Annotated in this window: 15 protein-coding genes; 9 read left to right on the forward strand and 6 right to left on the reverse strand. The window is 72.2% G+C overall.

The features are described from left to right. Nucleotides 1-63: 63 nt before the first annotated feature. Nucleotides 64-795, reverse strand: a complete 732-nt coding sequence (locus tag AW27_RS01535) for a TioE family transcriptional regulator (protein ID WP_037917228.1) — start codon at nt 793-795, stop codon at nt 64-66. Between the two features lie 58 nt (nt 796-853). On the opposite strand from AW27_RS01535, the gene AW27_RS01540 reads away from it, so the two are divergent. The 3 genes from AW27_RS01540 (at nt 854) to melC2 (ending at nt 3538) form a co-directional block, all read left to right on the forward strand. Next, nucleotides 854-2083: an erythromycin esterase family protein gene (locus AW27_RS01540; protein WP_037917226.1), complete on the forward strand. Its 1230-nt coding sequence runs from the start codon at nt 854-856 to the stop codon at nt 2081-2083. Nucleotides 2084-2303: 220 nt separating this feature from the next. Further along, entirely contained in the window at nt 2304-2693 is a 390-nt protein-coding gene (gene melC1, locus AW27_RS01545) for an apotyrosinase chaperone MelC1 (RefSeq protein WP_037917224.1), read from the forward strand. Beyond that, complete coding sequence (gene melC2 / locus AW27_RS01550; RefSeq protein ID WP_037917222.1) at nt 2690-3538, forward strand: tyrosinase MelC2; 849 nt, start codon at nt 2690-2692, stop codon at nt 3536-3538. The genes melC1 and melC2 overlap by 4 nt, the downstream gene beginning before the upstream one ends. Here the strand turns inward: melC2 and AW27_RS01555 are convergent. Next, entirely contained in the window at nt 3493-4197 is a 705-nt protein-coding gene (locus AW27_RS01555) for a response regulator (protein ID WP_037917220.1), read from the reverse strand. The two genes, melC2 and AW27_RS01555, sit on opposite strands and share 46 nt — an antisense overlap. Next, nucleotides 4194-5822, reverse strand: a complete 1629-nt coding sequence (locus AW27_RS01560; RefSeq protein WP_037917218.1) for a sensor histidine kinase — start codon at nt 5820-5822, stop codon at nt 4194-4196. Before AW27_RS01560 ends, AW27_RS01555 begins: the two co-directional genes overlap by 4 nt. Before the next feature lie 105 nt (nt 5823-5927). Between AW27_RS01560 and AW27_RS01565 the strand changes: the two genes are divergently transcribed. Beyond that, a complete protein-coding gene (locus AW27_RS01565) occupies nt 5928-7322 on the forward strand; it encodes a cation:dicarboxylate symporter family transporter (RefSeq protein WP_052030141.1) in 1395 nt (464 codons plus the stop codon). Nucleotides 7323-7598: 276 nt separating this feature from the next. Next, nucleotides 7599-9371, forward strand: a complete 1773-nt coding sequence (locus tag AW27_RS01570; RefSeq protein WP_037917216.1) for a S8 family peptidase — start codon at nt 7599-7601, stop codon at nt 9369-9371. A gap of 143 nt (nt 9372-9514) precedes the next feature. On the opposite strand, the gene AW27_RS01575 is transcribed toward AW27_RS01570, so the two are convergent. Continuing rightward, nucleotides 9515-10189, reverse strand: a complete 675-nt coding sequence (locus AW27_RS01575) for a (2Fe-2S)-binding protein (RefSeq protein WP_236647484.1) — start codon at nt 10187-10189, stop codon at nt 9515-9517. 660 nt (nt 10190-10849) lie between these two features. Here AW27_RS01575 and AW27_RS01580 point away from each other — a divergent pair. Both AW27_RS01580 and AW27_RS01585 read left to right on the forward strand, forming a co-directional pair. Continuing rightward, on the forward strand, nt 10850-11536 hold the full coding sequence (locus AW27_RS01580; RefSeq protein WP_037917212.1) for a GNAT family N-acetyltransferase: 687 nt from the start codon (nt 10850-10852) through the stop codon (nt 11534-11536). A gap of 269 nt (nt 11537-11805) precedes the next feature. Beyond that, nucleotides 11806-13062 carry an alpha/beta hydrolase-fold protein gene (locus AW27_RS01585; protein ID WP_078555948.1) on the forward strand — a complete coding sequence of 419 codons (1257 nt, stop codon included), beginning with the start codon at nt 11806-11808 and terminating at the stop codon, nt 13060-13062. Here the strand turns inward: AW27_RS01585 and AW27_RS01590 are convergent. Further along, the gene (locus AW27_RS01590) at nt 13040-14521 is read right to left on the reverse strand and encodes a carboxylesterase/lipase family protein (protein WP_052030140.1); all 1482 of its coding nucleotides are present in this window, start codon (nt 14519-14521) and stop codon (nt 13040-13042) included. The genes AW27_RS01585 and AW27_RS01590 overlap by 23 nt on opposite strands. Nucleotides 14522-14620: 99 nt before the next feature. Here AW27_RS01590 and AW27_RS01595 point away from each other — a divergent pair, with 99 nt between their 5' ends. Beyond that, nucleotides 14621-14941, forward strand: a complete 321-nt coding sequence (locus AW27_RS01595; RefSeq protein ID WP_037917210.1) for a hypothetical protein — start codon at nt 14621-14623, stop codon at nt 14939-14941. Nucleotides 14942-15036: 95 nt separating this feature from the next. Next, nucleotides 15037-15315 carry a chaplin gene (locus AW27_RS01600; protein WP_037917208.1) on the forward strand — a complete coding sequence of 93 codons (279 nt, stop codon included), beginning with the start codon at nt 15037-15039 and terminating at the stop codon, nt 15313-15315. 87 nt (nt 15316-15402) lie between these two features. Here AW27_RS01600 and AW27_RS01605 read toward each other — a convergent pair whose 3' ends face one another. Further along, the gene (locus AW27_RS01605) at nt 15403-16266 is read right to left on the reverse strand and encodes a tyrosinase family protein (RefSeq protein WP_037917206.1); all 864 of its coding nucleotides are present in this window, start codon (nt 16264-16266) and stop codon (nt 15403-15405) included. Between the last annotated feature and the right edge of the window lie 10 nt (nt 16267-16276).

Below are 16276 nucleotides of genomic sequence, written 5' to 3' on the forward strand. Positions count from 1 at the left end.
TAAGTGAAGAAAGTCGCCATTCACCGGCACTTCGGATGGTGACGCGGGGCGGTGACCGGCGGGTCACCCGCCGGTCCGTCGGTCGGCGGCGCGGAGGTAGCCGTCCAGCTCGGCGGCGCCGGCCAGCAGGGCCCGGCCGCGGGCCGACAGACGTTCGCGCCAGGTGCCCAGGGCCGCGTCCAGGGGCTCCAGGCCGCCGGCCGAGCGGACCTCGGTGAGCAGCGGGGCGATCTGCTCCAGCCGGTAGCCGCCGCGCCTGAGCTGGTGGGCGAGGCGGGCGTCCCGTACGGCGGCCGCGTCGTAGACGCGGTAGCCGGTCTGCCGGTCGCGCCGCGGCTGGACGAGCCCGGCACGCTCCCATGCGCGCAGGGTCGCGGGGCGGACCCCGAGCCGCTTCGCGAGCGGCCCGATGAACGTGTCACCGGATGCGGGAACCTCCGTGAGGGGCGCCAGGTCGCGCAGGGCGCGCTCCACAGCCCACAGGGTCCGCCGGTCGTCGAGCAGCTGAGCGTGGCTCTCGTCGACGAGGCGGAACGCGTCGTCGAGCACGCCCTCGTTGACCGCCTTCATGATCGACGCCGCCGTCCGGTGGCCGTGGCCGGGCACCAGGGCGAGGAAGGCGTCCAGGGCGCGGGCGTGCAGCGGGGTGTAGGTGCGGTAGCCGTGGGACGTGCGGTCGGCGGCCGGGAGGATGCCGGCCTCTTCGTAGTTCCTGATCGCCTGCGTGGACAGGCCGTGGCCGCGCGCCAGATCGACCGGCCTCAGCCGCACACCGCTTTTAAGGTTCTTCCGCATTGACCCCATGATATGGCGGGAAACTCTCAACCGGGGCTTCAACGATAGCGTTGAAGGTATGGATATCGGCATCAAGGACACCGTCCACACCGTCGAGGCCGCCGCCGTCATGGGGCTGCTCACCACCCGGCCGCGGGTGCTCGCGCTGGGCGAGCCCACCCACGGAGAGGACGCGCTGCTCGACGTCCGCAACGAGCTGTTCCGGCAGCTCGTCGAGGAGGAGGGCTACCGGACGATCGCGATCGAGAGCGACTGCCTGGCGGCACTGCGCGTCGACGCCTACGTCACCTCCGGCACGGGCGGCCTCGACGAGGTCATGGAGAGCGGGTTCACCCACGGCTTCGGCGAGTCCGCGGCCAACCGCGAACTCGTGCGCTGGATGCGGGCGTACAACGACGGCCGGCCCGCGGCCGACCGGCTCCGCTTCGCCGGCATCGACGGCCCGCTGGAGATCACCGGAGCCGCGAGCCCCCGCGAGGCCCTCACCGCGCTGTACGACTACCTCGCCCACCACGTCGACACCGCCCTGCTCCCGTGCACCGGGCAAACGCTCGACCGCCTGCTCGGAACCGACGCACGGTGGACCGAGCCGGCCGCGATGACGGATCCGGCCCGGTCCGCGGGCCGCTCCGCCGGGGCCGGTGAACTGCGACTGCTCGCCGACGACCTCGTGGCGCTGCTCGAAGCGCAGACGCCGCACCTGATCGGGGCGACGTCGCGGGAGGAGTGGGAGCGGGCTCGCCTCCACGGACGCACGGCCACCGGCCTACTGGGCTACCACCACTGGATGGCCGACACCTCACCCGGCCGCATGGCGCGGCTGGTCGGCCTGCGGGACCTGATGATGGCCGAGAACCTCCTCGCCCTCGCCCGGCGCGGCCCCACCCTGGTCCACGCCCACAACAGCCACCTCCAGCGGGGCAGGAGCGCGATGCGAATGGGCGACCTGCCCCTGGAGTGGTGGAGCGCGGGTGCGATCGCAAGCGCACACCTGGGCGGGCAGTACGCCTTCTTCGCGACGGCCCTGGGCACGATCCGGCACCGAGGGGTGGACACCCCGCAGTCGGGCACGCTGGAAGGCCTGCTGTACGCACTCCCGGACGACCTCTGCGTGGTCGACTCCCGTGCGCTCGGCGCCGCCCTCGCGGGGACGCCGACCGCGCCCCGCACGTCCGCCTGGTTCGGCTACGCCCCCTTCGAGGCCGCCCAGTTGCCGGTGACCGACGGACTCGTGTTCATCAAGGACATCCCGCAGGGCCGCCCGGCGGCCATCTCGCCGGCGCGCTGACACTCCGCTTCCGGCCGACTCTCCCGTGTGACACCGTTCATACGACCCCCGCCCCACAGGAGAACTTACCGCCCAGTAGACTCATTCCCGCAGATCTTCCCGTCCGGGCCTCAGGAGCCGACCCGGACGGGAAGATCATCCAACTGGTTCTACCGGCAACTTATCCGCCGATGTCCGGATACCGGCCACGTCTCCTCCGAGCGCTGATACCTCTTCGGGCATGAACAAGATCACCCGCCGTCAGGCTCTGGGGACAACCGCCGGTGCACTCACCGTCCTCGGCCTGACCGCCGCAGCATCGAGCGTCGCCACGAGCGCCGCCGCGACCCCGGCCGTTTCCACACCCCCGGGCACGGTCGACGAGGTCTACCAGGGCCGCCGCATCCAGATCAGCACGGGCGGTGGAGGCCACCACGGCGGCCACCACTCAGCCGGCCAACCCACCGTCCGGATAGACGGCAGAGAACTCCACATCATGCGCAACGCCGACGGCAGCTGGATCAGCGTGATCAACCACTACGAGACGTTCACCGAGCCCAAGCTCCTCGCCCGCGCCGCCGTCCGCGACCTCCAGGGCGCTCCCCTCGTCCCCTTCGGCGGTGCGGCATGACCGTCCGCAAGAACCAGGCCTCCCTGACCTCCGACGAGAAGCGCGCCTTCACCTCGGCGCTGCTGGAGCTCAAGCGGGACGGCAGCTACGACCGCTTCGTGACCACCCACAACGGCTTCATCATGAGCGACACCGACTCGGGCGACCGCGTCGGCCACCGCTCCCCCTCCTTCCTGCCCTGGCACCGCCGCTTCCTGCTGGAGTTCGAGGCGGCACTGCAGCGGGTGGACGCGAGCGTCGCACTCCCCTACTGGGACTGGACCGCCGACCGCACCACCCGCTCCTCCCTCTGGGCCCCCGACTTCCTCGGCGGCACCGGCCGGGCCCGCGACGGGCAGGTCCTCGACGGCCCCTTCGCCTACTCGACGGGCCGCTGGAACATCAACGTGCGCGTGGACGGGCGTCCCTACCTGCGGCGCACGCTGGGTGCGGGCGTTGCCCAGCTGCCGACCCGGGCCGAGGTGGACTCCGTCCTGGCCATGCCGGTCTACGACATGGCTCCCTGGAACAGCTCCTCGAACGGCTTCCGCAACCACCTGGAGGGCTGGCGCGGCGTCAACCTGCACAACCGGGTGCACGTGTGGGTCGGCGGGCAGATGTCCACCGGCGTCTCCCCCAACGACCCGGTGTTCTGGATGCACCACGCCTTCGTCGACAAGTTGTGGGCGGACTGGCAGGCCAAGCACCCGCAGTCCGCCTACCTGCCGGCAGCGGGCACCACGAACGTGGTGGACCTGAACGACACCATGCGGCCGTGGAACGACGTGACCCCGGCGGACATGCTGGACCACCGGAAGTTCTACACGTTCGACACCGAACCGGTCGCCGCCGCCAGCCAGCGGTAGTGCAGTTCGGGGCGGCCGACCTGGCCGTACCGCGGGGTCCGGTCCGCCCGGCCGCTCTCCACCAGGTGCTCCAGGTAACGGCGGGCGGTGATCCTGGAGATCCCGGCCGCCTCGGCCGCCCCCGCCGCGGTCAGCCCCTCGGACGCGGACCGCAGCAGCGCGGCGACCCGGTCCAGGGTCGGCGCGCTCAGCCCCTTGGGGAGCTCGGCCGGGCGTGGCGCGCGCAGCGCCGCCATCGCCCGGTCGACGTCGTCCTGACCGGCCGCCTCACCCGCCGCCTGCCGGAACTCGGCGTAGCGCAGGAGCCGTTCGCGCAGCGTCGGGAAGGCGAAGGGCTTCAGGACGTACTGGACCACGCCCAGCGAAACGCTCTCGCGGACCACGGCCAGGTCCCGGGCGGAGGTCACCACGATCACGTCGACCGGATGCCCGGCGGCGCGCAGCCCACGCGCGAAGCGAAGGCCGTGTCCGTCGGGCAGACCGAGGTCCAGCAGGAGCAGGTCGACCCGCGTGCGCTCCAGCACCCGGGTGGCCCCGGCCAGCGAATGGACGGCTCCGACGGCGGCGAACCCGGGCACGCGGTCGACGTACAACGCGTGCGCGTCGGCGGCGACCTGGTCGTCCTCGACCACCAGCACGCGCACCTCTGCGCCGCTCACCGCGGGCTCCGCGCGGCCGGTGCCCGATCCGCGGCCCGTTCGGGAGCGGCGGGCAGCCGTACGGTGAACTCCGCACCGCCGCCCGGCCCCTGCGCGGCGACCACCGCGCCGCCGTAGCGCTGAGCCACCTGGGCGACGAGCGCGAGGCCGAGGCCGCGGCCCTCACCCTTGCCGGACCAGCCCCTGCGGAACACGTCGACCCCCTCGGGCAGTCCGGGCCCGTTGTCCGCGACCCGCAGCAGCAGCCCGTCGCGCTCGGGCCGCAGCGTGACCGCGATCCGCGCCCCGGGGACGGCCGCCACCGCGTCGACGGCGTTGTCGATGAGGTTGCCCAGCACGGTGACGAGATCGCGGGCCGGCGGCAGGCCTGCCAGGTCGGCCAGGCTGCGGCTGTCGGCGGTCACGGCGAGTTCGACACCCCGCTCGTGCGCCTGGGCGGCCTTGCCCAGGAGCAGCGCGACGAGTACCGGCTCGCCCACGGCGGTGACCACCTCGTCGGTGAGGGCCTGCGCCAGCTCCAGCTCGGCCGTGGCGAAGTCCACCGCCTCCCGGGCACGGCCGAGCTCGATGAGGGAGACCACGGTGTGCAGCCGGTTGGCCGCCTCGTGGGCCTGGGAGCGCAGTGCCTGTGTGAATCCCCGCTCGTGGTCCAGCTCACCGGTCAGGGCCTGTAGTTCGGTGTGGTCGCGCAGGGTCACGACGGTGCCCCGGCGGCCGCCGCCGGCGACCGGCGAGCTGTTGACCACCAGCACCCGGTCCGCGGTCAGGTGCACCTCGTCCACCCGGGGCCGGTCGGCGAGCAGTACACCGGTGAGGGGCGTCGGCAGCCCGAGGTCGGCGGCACCCGTTCCGGTGACGTCGCCGGGCAGGCCCAGCAGTTCGCGACCGGCATCGTTGATCAAGGTGATCCTGCGCTGCCCGTCGAGCATGAGGAGTCCCTCGCGCACCCCGTGCAGGGCCGCCTGGTGGTAGTCGTACATCCGGCTGAGCTCGGCCGCGTTCATGCCGTGCGTGTGGCGGCGCAGCCGCGCGTTGACCACGTACGTGCCGGCGCCGCCGAGGGCGAGCGCTCCGCCCGCGACCCACACCAGCGCGGAGAGCTGCGCGCCGAGCCGGTCGCTGACGGCTCGGACGGTGATTCCCGCGCTGACCAGGCCGATGATCCGACCGTCGTCGTCGAGTGGGGTGACCACGCGGATGGAGGGGCCGAGGGTGCCGGTGTAGGTCTCGCTGAAGGTCTCGCCGCGCAGGGCCGGGGCGGTGTTGCCCAGGAAGGGCTCACCGATCCGGTGGGGATCGGGGTGGGTCCAGCGCCTGCCGTCCGGAGCCATGATCGTCACGAAGTCGACCCCGGAGTCCACCCGGACCTTCTGTGCATAGGGCTGGAGCTCTGCCGAGGGGTCCGTCCCGCGCGCCGCTCCCCGGGCGGCCTCGCGCACGGAGGGCGAGTCCGCGACCGCGCGGGCCACGGCCCCGGCCTGGCGCGCGGCGGCCTCCTCGGCCTGCCCCCGGGCGGTGGCGTAGGCGAAGACGGCACAGCCGGCGACGACCACGGCGACGAGCAGTACCTGCATGGCGAAGAGCTGGCCGGCGAGGCTGCGCGGCGGACGAGGGAGGCGGAACATGGCGCTCAGTGTGCACCGGGTCGTGAACTCAATGAACGCAAGGGTGACCGGGGTCACAGCCCTGGGTGATGGTCTCCCCGGACGACTTCACCACCAGGAGGCATCGTGGCCGCCAGGCGCGACAGAACGCACTATCTCTACATCGCGGTGATCGCCGCGGTGCTGCTCGGCATCGCGGTCGGGTTCGCCGCACCCGGCGTGGCCGTGGAGCTCAAACCGCTCGGCACGGGCTTCGTGAACCTCATCAAGATGATGATCTCGCCCGTGATCTTCTGCACGATCGTGCTGGGCATCGGCTCGGTGCGCAAGGCCGCCAAGGTGGGCGCCGTGGGCGGACTGGCCCTCGGCTACTTCATGGTCATGTCCACGGTGGCACTGGCCATCGGCCTGTTGGTCGGCAACCTCCTGGAGCCGGGCAGCGGGCTGCAGCTGACCGAGGCGGCGCGCAGCGCGGGCGAGGCGCAGGCCAAGGCGGGCGGGGCCGAGAGCACGACGGAGTTCCTGCTGGGGACCATCCCGACCACACTGGTCTCCGCCTTCACCGGGGGCGAGGTGCTCCAGACGCTGCTGGTGGCGCTCCTGTGCGGGTTCGCCCTGCAGGCCATGGGCGCGGCCGGCGAACCGGTGCTGCGGGGCATCGGGCACGTGCAGAAGCTGGTGTTCCGAGTGCTTGCGATGATCATGTGGGTAGCTCCCGTGGGCGCCTTCGGGGCGATCGCCGCGGTGGTCGGCGCGACCGGCATCGACGCCCTGAAGTCCCTTGCCGTCATCATGATCGGCTTCTACACGACCTGCCTGCTCTTCGTCTTCCTGGTGCTGGGCACCCTGCTGCGCGTGTGCACCGGGGTCAGCGTCTTCGCCCTGCTGCGCTACCTGGGCCGGGAGTTCCTGCTGATCCTGTCGACCTCCTCGTCGGAGTCGGCGCTGCCGCGGCTGATCGCGAAGATGGAACACCTGGGCGTCTCCCGCCCGGTCACCGGCATCACCGTGCCGACCGGGTACTCCTTCAACCTGGACGGGACCGCGATCTACCTGACGATGTCCTCGCTGTTCGTCGCCGAGGCCATGGGTACGCCGCTGGCCCTGGGCGAGCAGATCTCGCTGCTGCTGTTCATGGTCATCGCGTCGAAGGGTGCGGCCGGCGTGACCGGCGCGGGTCTGGCCACCCTGGCCGGGGGCCTCCAGTCGCACCGGCCCGAACTGGTGGACGGAGTGGGCCTGATCGTGGGCATCGACCGGTTCATGAGCGAGGCGCGGGCCCTGACGAACTTCGCGGGCAACGCGGTCGCGACCGTGCTCATCGGCACCTGGACGAAGGAGTTCGACCGCGACCGGGCCTGCGAAGTCCTTTCAGGACGGCTGCCCTTCGACGAGAAGACGCTGGTCGACGACGGGCACGGGACGCAGCCGGCCGCACCGGCCGCGGCTCCGGTCGCCGCCCCCGCCGGGACCGCCGCGGCGGTCCCGGCGCACCGCCCCGAGGACGGCGTGCCGGTCTAGGGCTCCCCGACCGGTCCGCCCTCGGCGGGCCGGTCGTGCAGGGCTCGCCCCCACGGTGCCCCGCCCGGCCGGCCCGTCGCATTCTCCGCACTTGCACCCATAGTCGGAATTCGGCCACCGATAAACGAACCCCGGTGCTGTAAAAGGTACTTCCGCAACCGGCCGCGTGCATGACATCTTGCGTCCACCACTTGTTTCGTACGGCCCGGCCTGACCACCGGGTCAACGGAGGACGCATTGATACCCCACATATCCAGCCGACCTCGGCGTACCCTCGTGCTGGCCGCCACCCTCGGCGCGGCCCTCGCCTTCGGGGCGCCCGCCGCGCTCGCCGGCACCGCTCCGGTCTCTCCGTCCGGCTCCGCCGCCCCCGCCCCCGCGGCGGCGCCCAAGGCCGCGGCCCCTGCTTCCCAGAGTGCGACCTGGGTTGCCGGCACCCGCGCCTACCTGGTGATCACCGCCCCCGGTGACACCACGGCGGTCCGCAACGCGGTCACCGCCAACGGGGGAACGGTCTTCCAGCACTACGACGCGATCGGCGTCATCACCGCCCACTCCGCTTCCGCCTCCTTCGCCGCCACCATGCGCGGCGTGAGCGGGGTCCAGCAGGTCGGCGCCACCCGCACCTCGGACGTGCCGGCGGACGCCTACAACCCGGCGCTGCCCGCCAATCCCACGCAGTCCGCGACGCCTTCGGGCGAGCCGGTCCGCGCCGACATGACCCAGATCAAGGCCGACCAGGCCTGGGCCGTCACCACGGGCTCCGCCTCCGTCAAGGTCGGCATCCTGGACACCGGTGTGGACGACCAGCACCAGGACCTGGCCCCGAACTTCAACGCCGCGGACTCCGCGTCCTGCGCCTACGGCAAGCCGGACACCCGTACGGGTGCCTGGCGCGACGTCGGCACCCACGGCACCCACGTGGCCGGTACGGTCGCCGCCGCCAAGAACGGCAAGGGCGTCATCGGCGTGGCCCCGGGCGTGAAGATCTCATCGGTGCGCATCGCAGAGCCGGGTTCCTCGCTGTTCTTCGCCGAGAACACGATCTGCGGCTTCATGTGGGCCGGCGACCACGGCTTCAAGGTCACCAACAACAGCTACTACACGGACCCGTGGCAGTTCAACTGCCCGGACAACGCCGACCAGGCCGCGATCATCGAGGGCGTCAAGCGCGCCCAGGAGTACGCCGAGGGCAAGGGCTCGCTCCAGGTCGCGGCGGCCGGCAACTCCAACATCGACCTCGCCAACAAGACGACCGACACCGAGAGCCCGAACGACTCGACGCCGGTCAGGCGCACCATCACCAACGCCTGCCTGGACATCCCGACCGAGCTCCCGGGCGTGGTCACCGTCTCGGCGATGGGCACCACCGCGAAGGCCTCGTACTCCAACTACGGCCTGAACGTCATCGACGTCACGGCTCCCGGCGGAGACTCCACCGGCATCTACAGCACCCTGCCGGGGGGCAAGTACGGCTCCATGAGCGGCACCTCGATGGCCTCGCCGCACGTGGCCGGTGTGGCGGCACTGCTGGCCAGCACCAACCCGGGGATCACCCCGGCGCAGCTGCGCGACAAGCTGGCCACTCAGGCCAACGACGTCGCCTGCCCGTCGGACAGCCGCTGCAAGGGCACCACGGCGAAGAACGGCTTCTTCGGCGAGGGCCAGGTCGACGCCCTCAAGGCGGTCGGCAGCACCCCGCAGCCCGGCACGTACTTCGAGAGCACCGCGGACTACGCCATCAGCGACTACACCACGGTGGAGAGCCCGATCACCGTCAGCGGCGTGACCGGCAACGCCCCGTCCGCCCTCAAGGTGGGTGTGAACATCGTCCACACCTACATCGGTGACCTCAAGGTCGACCTGATCGCCCCGGACGGCTCCGTCTACACGCTCCACAACCGCTCGGGCGGCAGCACCGACAACATCAACCAGGTCTACACCGTCAACGCCTCCTCCGAGGTCGCCAACGGCACCTGGAAGCTCCGGGTCAACGACAACGCCCGCGGCGACAGCGGCAAGATCGACTCCTGGAACCTGACCTTCTGAGGTCTGACGCAGGGATCCGCCGCAGGGCCATCGGGGAGCGGTGCAACCGCTCCCCGATGGCCCTCGCCGGTTCCGGGTGATCCCGGCGGGTGCGCGGCCGACCGGGCCGCGCACAGCCGGACGGGGGCCGCGCCACGGTCCGGTCAGCCGCGCCGGGTACGCAGGACGCAGTCGCCACACAGGCCCCCGCCGGGGACCCGGTAGTAGAGGCAGCAGCTGCGCCGTACGAAGGCCACGCCGAGCCCCTCCTCATGGACGAACGTACCGGTGCCAGCGAGCGCCCCACCGTCGGCCAGCAGGCCGCGCACCAGCCCGAGGGCGGCGCCGGCCGGGACCCGGTCGATCAGCACCCGCAGCGCACCGACCAGCCCGGACGCCGTGTTCCCCCGCATGACCGTCGGCGACAGGCCGTAGCGCTCCTGCAGCCCCGCCTCCAGCAGGGCGAGGTTTCCCAGGACCGACTCCCCGAGGTCCTCCACGGGCCGGGCGGCGGGCGCGGGCAGCCAGAACCGGAGCGACCCCGCCTCCGGCAGCTGCCACCACACCCGATCGGCGGCGAGGCTCGGCACCTGGCCGGCCAGGGCCGCGCACCCCAGTCCGAGCGACCACAGCCGCGAGGCGATCCCGAACTGGGCCGTCGAGGCGGCGACCCTCCCGGGTCCGCTGCCGATCCGGCGGCCCACCTCGGCCACGTAGGGCCCGAGGTGCCCGCCGTACAGCGCGGTGAGCGGCCGGAAGCCGGGCTCCGGCGGCTGCTCCCCGTACGCGACGGTGAAGAAGGGGCCCACGTCGGCCAGTCGCCGCAGTACGTCGTCCATACGGGGCATGATCTCAGGCCCCACGCACGGGCGTGCTCACGTCACCCTCCGGGCGGTGGGGCCGGGACCGCCGACGGCTCCAGCGGCGCCGGGGCTCAACCGTTCGGCGGTCTCCCGTCGGAGTTTCGCACCGGCTTCCGACCGGGCCGCCGGGGAGCCTGCCGCCCGGCGCGAGGACCCCTGCGGACCCGGGTGGCGCAGTCGCGTGCGCATCGCCGTCCGACCGCCCTCCGGCACCCCGCCGACGGCCGCCTGTCCGGCCCCGGCCCGGTGGGCGGGCGCCGTCGGGGACGTCCGCGGGACCGGCCCGCGGGGCCTCGCCCGGCAGCATCGGACCGTCCCCGCATCGCCGCAGGTCAGACGCAGGAGAACGGGATCCGGCGGCCGTACGCGCGGCCGTCCGTGGAGCCCGCGTCGGATGGTGGGAGGCATGCCCGTGAAAGAGGATCAAGGGCGCTCCGGCGAGGGGAGGCGAGCCGTCGAGAACCAGCGTCACACCATTGCCGAATTGGGGCTTCATGCGGGGACTTTAAGGGGCTACATTGAGCCACCCGCGTTCACCTGACAGCCGGTCGCCTTTCACTCGTGTTTTGCACGGGGGGCGACGTCATGGACGCAGACTGTGCAACCACCCCACCGCCCAGAAGGACCGAAGGCTCCGTGCCCGTACCCGTACACCTCGCGGGCCGCACCGTGCGGCTCGAGCCCCTCGCACCCCACCACACCGAGGCCCTGGCCGTGGCCGGTGCCGAGGATCGTACGACTTACGCCTTCACCCCCGTACCCCACGGGGTGCAGGCGTCACACGAGTACATCGACCGCGCGCTCGCCGATCAGGCCGCGGGTCGATCGCTCCCGTTCGCCATCGTCAGAGCCACTGACGGGCGCGTGGTCGGTTCGACCCGGTTCCTGGAACTCGACTACTGGCAGGGGCCCCTGGTGTGGCCCGCCGTGCCGGGCGTCCCGTTCGGCGATCCGGCGACGGCGATCCCCGATGCCGCCGAGATCGGCAACACCTGGCTGTCCCCGACCGCCCAGGGCACCGGCATCAACACCGAGGCGAAGCTGCTCATGCTCCGCCACGCCTTCGAGACCTGGGGGGTCCGGCGCATCTCGCTGCGCGCCGACGCGCGCAACGGCCGGTCCCGGGCCGCGATGGAGCGTCTCGGCTTCACCTGCGAGGGGGTCCGCCGGGCCCATTCGCGGGGGCTGGACGGCGCCGTCCGCAGCACCGCCTTCTACTCGATCCTCGACGAGGAGTGGCCGGCCGTACGGTCGATCATCGAGCTGAGGCTGTCGGCGGGGGCGCAGCGCAAGCGGCGTCGCAAGGCCCTGATCCCGGCCTAGCCGGGCCTAGCCGGACAGAAGAACGGAAAAACGGTCCTGCCCCCGGCCTCCTCAACAGGGAGGACCGGGGCCGGACCGGTTCCACCGGCCGGCCGGGCGCTCCGCTCCCGGGCTTCCGCGGCGACCGTGCAATGAGCTGCCCCAAGAAACACCAAGAGAAGGAAAAGTGCGGAACCCCGGCACGCTTTCGATCATCTTTCGAACGGAAGAACCGAGACGTCGGACCACCCGCCCTTCCAGGGGCAGCACCAGCCGGAGAGCCACCGCACATGTCGTACGCACCCGAGGGGCAGCAGCACCAGCCTTACCGGCCGGAGGGGCGGAGCCAGCAGCCGACCCACGGCGAGCCGTACGGCCGGCCGTACGGGCAGCAGCCTCCCTACGGGGAGCAGTACGGCGCACCGCCCTCACCGTACGGACAGCAGCCCCCGGGCCCGTGGGAGCCGGAGCAGCCCGAGCGCCCGCGCCGCAGGGGCCGGCGCTGGCTGATCGCCGGAGCCTCGGTCCTCGCGCTCGCGGGCATAGCCGCCGGCGTCATGGCCTACTACGAGATACCCCCCTTCACCGACAAGGGATCCGCGGTGTCCTTCGGGCCGGACGGCGGCGCCAAGGGCTCCGGCCAGGGCGGTACGGGAGCCCAGCAGCCGGCGAACTCCAAGATGCTCATGCCGACCGGGCCGGCGGCCGAGTTCAAGAACTCGATGACGCTGGCCGACGGCACGCACGTGGCCGTGACGACCCTGGACGGCAAGAAGTCCGGCTTCAAGGGCAAGGTCTGGGTCTGGGCCCCCAAGGAGTACAACGACCCGAAGTTCGCCAAGAGCGGCTTCCCGGTCATGATCGCGCTCCCGGGCGGCGCCGGTTATCCCAACAACTACTGGATGGGCACCGACCTCGGCCTCCAGACGAGCATCAGCAAGTGGTACGCGGAGGGGAAGAGCAAGCCCTTCCTGCTGGCCATGCCGGTGCTCAACCCCGGGCCGGACGACAAGGGCGTCTACTGGGACGGCTCCGACATCCCCGGCCAGCCGAAGATGGGCACCTGGCTGACCGAGGACGTCCCGGACCTGATGAAGGCGAACTTCCGCACGGTGAAGTCCCGAGACGGCTGGGCCTTCATGGGCTCTTCCACCGGCGGGTTCGCGGGCCTGAAGGCGGTGCTGAAGCACCCGGACAAGTTCAAGGCCGTGATCGCCTCCGGCCCGGACATCGTCCCGGACTCCTCCCTGTGGAAGGGCCACGACAAGGAGAAGGCCGAGAACAACCCGGAGCTCCTGGCCAAGCAGCTGATCGACACCAAGGGCCCGGACGTCTACATCGCCTTCCAGGTCGGCGACAGCGAGAGCAACAAGAAGACCCTGCCGGACGTACAGAAGTTCGTCGACACCTTCGGGAACAAGGGGCCCGTGCACACCAGCCTGCGCGTGATCCCGGGCGGCAAGCACAACGCCAAGACCTACGTCCCGAACATGGCCGAGGGGCCGATCCAGTACATCAGCAAGGTCATGGAAGGACCGGTCGAGTAGCCCTCGGCGCCTGCGTCCGTTCGTGCTCCGGCCCGCCGAACACCTTCGGCGGGCCGTCGCCGTTCCAGGGCGCCCAGCCCGGGTCGCCCGTCGTGGCGAACCGCACCCACGCCCCGTGCATCTCGTCGGCCAGTTCCTGCGGGGCGGCCCTCCCGGCCAGCCAGGCGGCCTCCGGCACGGACAGGGTGTCGAACACGAATCCCAGCTCCAGTGCGTGGCAGGCGCCGAGCCCGGGGACGCCCGAGCACCAGGCGAACTCGTACAGGAAGCTGGGCGCCGCCCGCCGGGCCCCCGCGAGCCTGCGCAGCGGATCGCGCAGCAGCCGATCGGTGAACAACTGTCCGGCGAGCTCGGCGGGGCCCGCTCCGGGCAGCGCGGCGCGCAGCGCCGCCACGGCGGCCCGGTCCTTGCCGGTCCGGGTACGGGCCAGTGCGACGGCGAGCGGCCCCATCCGGTCCAGCAGGCGCATTCCGCCGGTCGGGGCGAGCCAGAGCCGGTACTCCTCGGTCGTCCATCCGAACAGCAGCGGAACGGCGCCGGAGGCCGGGTCGGTACCGGCTGTGAGGGCGTCGAGGGGGTCCGCGGGCAGCGTCTCCGGATCGACGACCAGGCCGAAGGCGGGCCCGCCGAGGAGGGGGCCCGATCGGCGCAGGACGGCCGCCTGGGCGGCCATCAGGTCGGCCAGGGAGGCGGCGGTGAACGCGGCTGCGGTGGCCTCCACCTTGAGCAGCGATGCCATCCGCCGGACCATGGCGCGCACCCTGGGGCGCGGCAGGGCCTCGGGGGCCCCGCTCTGCAGAGCCGCCCGGTGGAAGAGGCCGGCCGCGCGCGGGGCGGCCAGGAGGGCGCCGATGCTGATCGCTCCGGCGGATTCGCCGAAGAGGGTGACGCGGGCCGGGTCTCCACCGAAGGCCGCGACGTTGTCGCGGACCCATTCGAGGGCGGCGATCTGATCGAGCAGGCCGCGGTTGGCGGGTGCGTCGGGGAAGAGGCCGTAGCCGAGGACGCCGAGGCGGAAGTTGAAGGAGACCAGCACGACGCCGTCGCGCGCGAAGGCGGAGCCGTCGTAGACGGGCACGGCCGAGGAGCCGCGGGTGTGCGCCCCGCCGTGGATCCACACCATGACCGGCAGGCCGGCTCCGGGAGCCGGCTCGGGGGTCCACACGTTCACGGTCAGGCACCCGTCGCCGGGGATCTCCGGGTCCGGCAGCAGGGCCGCGAACGTGGGCGGGTAGGGCACTTTCGGTGCGGTCGGCCCGAAGGCGGCGGCCTCGCGCACGCCGTCCCAGGCGGCCGGCGGAGCGGGCGGCGCGAGGCGGAGGGGGCCGACGGGCGGTGCCGCGTAGGGGATGCCGAGGAAGGCGGAGATGCCGTCGGCCCCGGTACGGCCCTCGATCACGCCGGCCACGGTCCTGACCCGCGGCCGGCCGACGCCGGCGGCGACGCCCTCTGCACTCATCCCGTCCTCCTGCTGCTGGTGCCGGTCCCGCACGGTCGCACAGCCGTCCAACGGGTGACAAGGCGTGACCGGGCCGGGGACCGGCCCGGTTGGACGGGCATGCGAATCCTGCGTATCCACCACACTCTGCCCGCCCTGCTGCTGGCGGGCATCTCGTGCGTCGCCGGTCCGGCCCATGCGGCGGGGCCGGACTTCCAGTACGTCGGCCAGGACGACCGGGTGCACGGCCTCACCGCGCCGCGGGGATGCGCGGCCGCGGAGGGCGGCGGCGGCCGTGCGGTCACCAACGCGACCCGCGGCTCGGCGACCCTCTACCAGGGTCCCCGCTGCACGGGCCGGGTCGTCGGTGCGCTGCGGCCAGGCGAGGCCACTCAGGTGCGGCCCTTCTTCTCCTCCGTCGCTTTTCCCGTCACCGGGTAGGCGCAGCGGCCGTGACTCCTCGGCCCCCTCCGCGTTGTATGCCATGTCAAATGCCACAGATTCTGTGGCACCCCATATCTCACGAGGAGATCTTGATGTCGCGTATCGCGAAGGCATTCGCCATCACCGCTGTCACCGGTAGCGCCGTGGTCGCCGGTGCGGGCCTGGCTGTCGCCGATGCCGGAGCGCACGGTGCGGCGGTCGGCTCCCCCGGTGTCCTGTCGGGCAACCTGCTCCAGGTCCCGGTGCACGTCCCGGTCAACGTCTGCGGCAACACGGTGAACGTGATCGGCCTGCTGAACCCCGCGTTCGGCAACACCTGCGTCAACGCGTCGGGCGGCGGCAACCACCACACCGCCGGCTACGGCCACTGACCCCCTGCTCGACCGGAGGGCCCCCGCCGCTCGGCGGGGGCCCTTCCCCTGTGCGCTGCGGCCGCCCCGCCCGGCCCCGCGGGCGGGTCATTCGTAGCGGTACAGGCCCTGGTGGTCGAGGGCCTCGCGCGGGGTGACGTTCCACGGGGGCATCGGCTCGTCGAGGGCGATCACCCGGCCGCGCTGGAGGTCGCCGAGCGGCAGGGGTGCCGCGGGCAGGTAGCCCGAGCTCGGGTGCTTGTGCTGCCAGCGGTCCCAGATCAGGTCCACGAAGGCGTGGTGCAGCCAGAACACCGGGTCGTTGGGCGCCGTGCCGCCCGTCATGTGGCCGCCGATCCACTGGTGGACCTTGTTGTGGTTGCGCCAGCGCTCCCGCTTCGGTGCGGCCCAGCCCTCCAGCTTGTTGCGGAAACCCCCCGCGGTGGCGGTGGAGTCCCAGGGCGCGACGTCGTAGACCGGGTCGTCCATCGCCCACTGGAGTTCGGCCGGGGTGGGCAGGGCGATCGGATTCTGCGGCCTGCCCAGGTTGCGGGTGAGGAACGCGGACTCGGTGATGCCCACGGTCACCGTCCAGTTGCCCTTGTCGTAGGCGAACGGGCCGGTCATCACCTTGCGATCGGTCGAACGGCCGGTGCCGCCGAGGAAGTCGTCCGCCCAGAGCGAGGAGACCGGGCTGGTGTCGGTGGTCCAGTCCCAGTACGGGACGGACACCCCCGGGTCGATCTGCCGCAACTGCTTCTCGAACTCCAGCAGATAGAGCCGGTGCCAGGGGAAGAAGGACGGGGACATGTGCCCGACGCGCAGCTTGCGGTCGCGGTCGGGCACGAAGTACGTGTCATGGGTGCGCACCAGGGCGTCGTAGGCGCCGCTGCGCTTCAGCTCCAGCACCGCCGCGGTGAACCGCTTCTTCTGGGCGCTGGTGAGGTTCTTCTGGTTCTGCCGGACGTGCAACGCGTCGTTC

Source organism: Streptomyces sp. PCS3-D2 (genome assembly GCF_000612545.2).
Classification (GTDB): Bacteria; Actinomycetota; Actinomycetes; order Streptomycetales; family Streptomycetaceae; genus Streptomyces.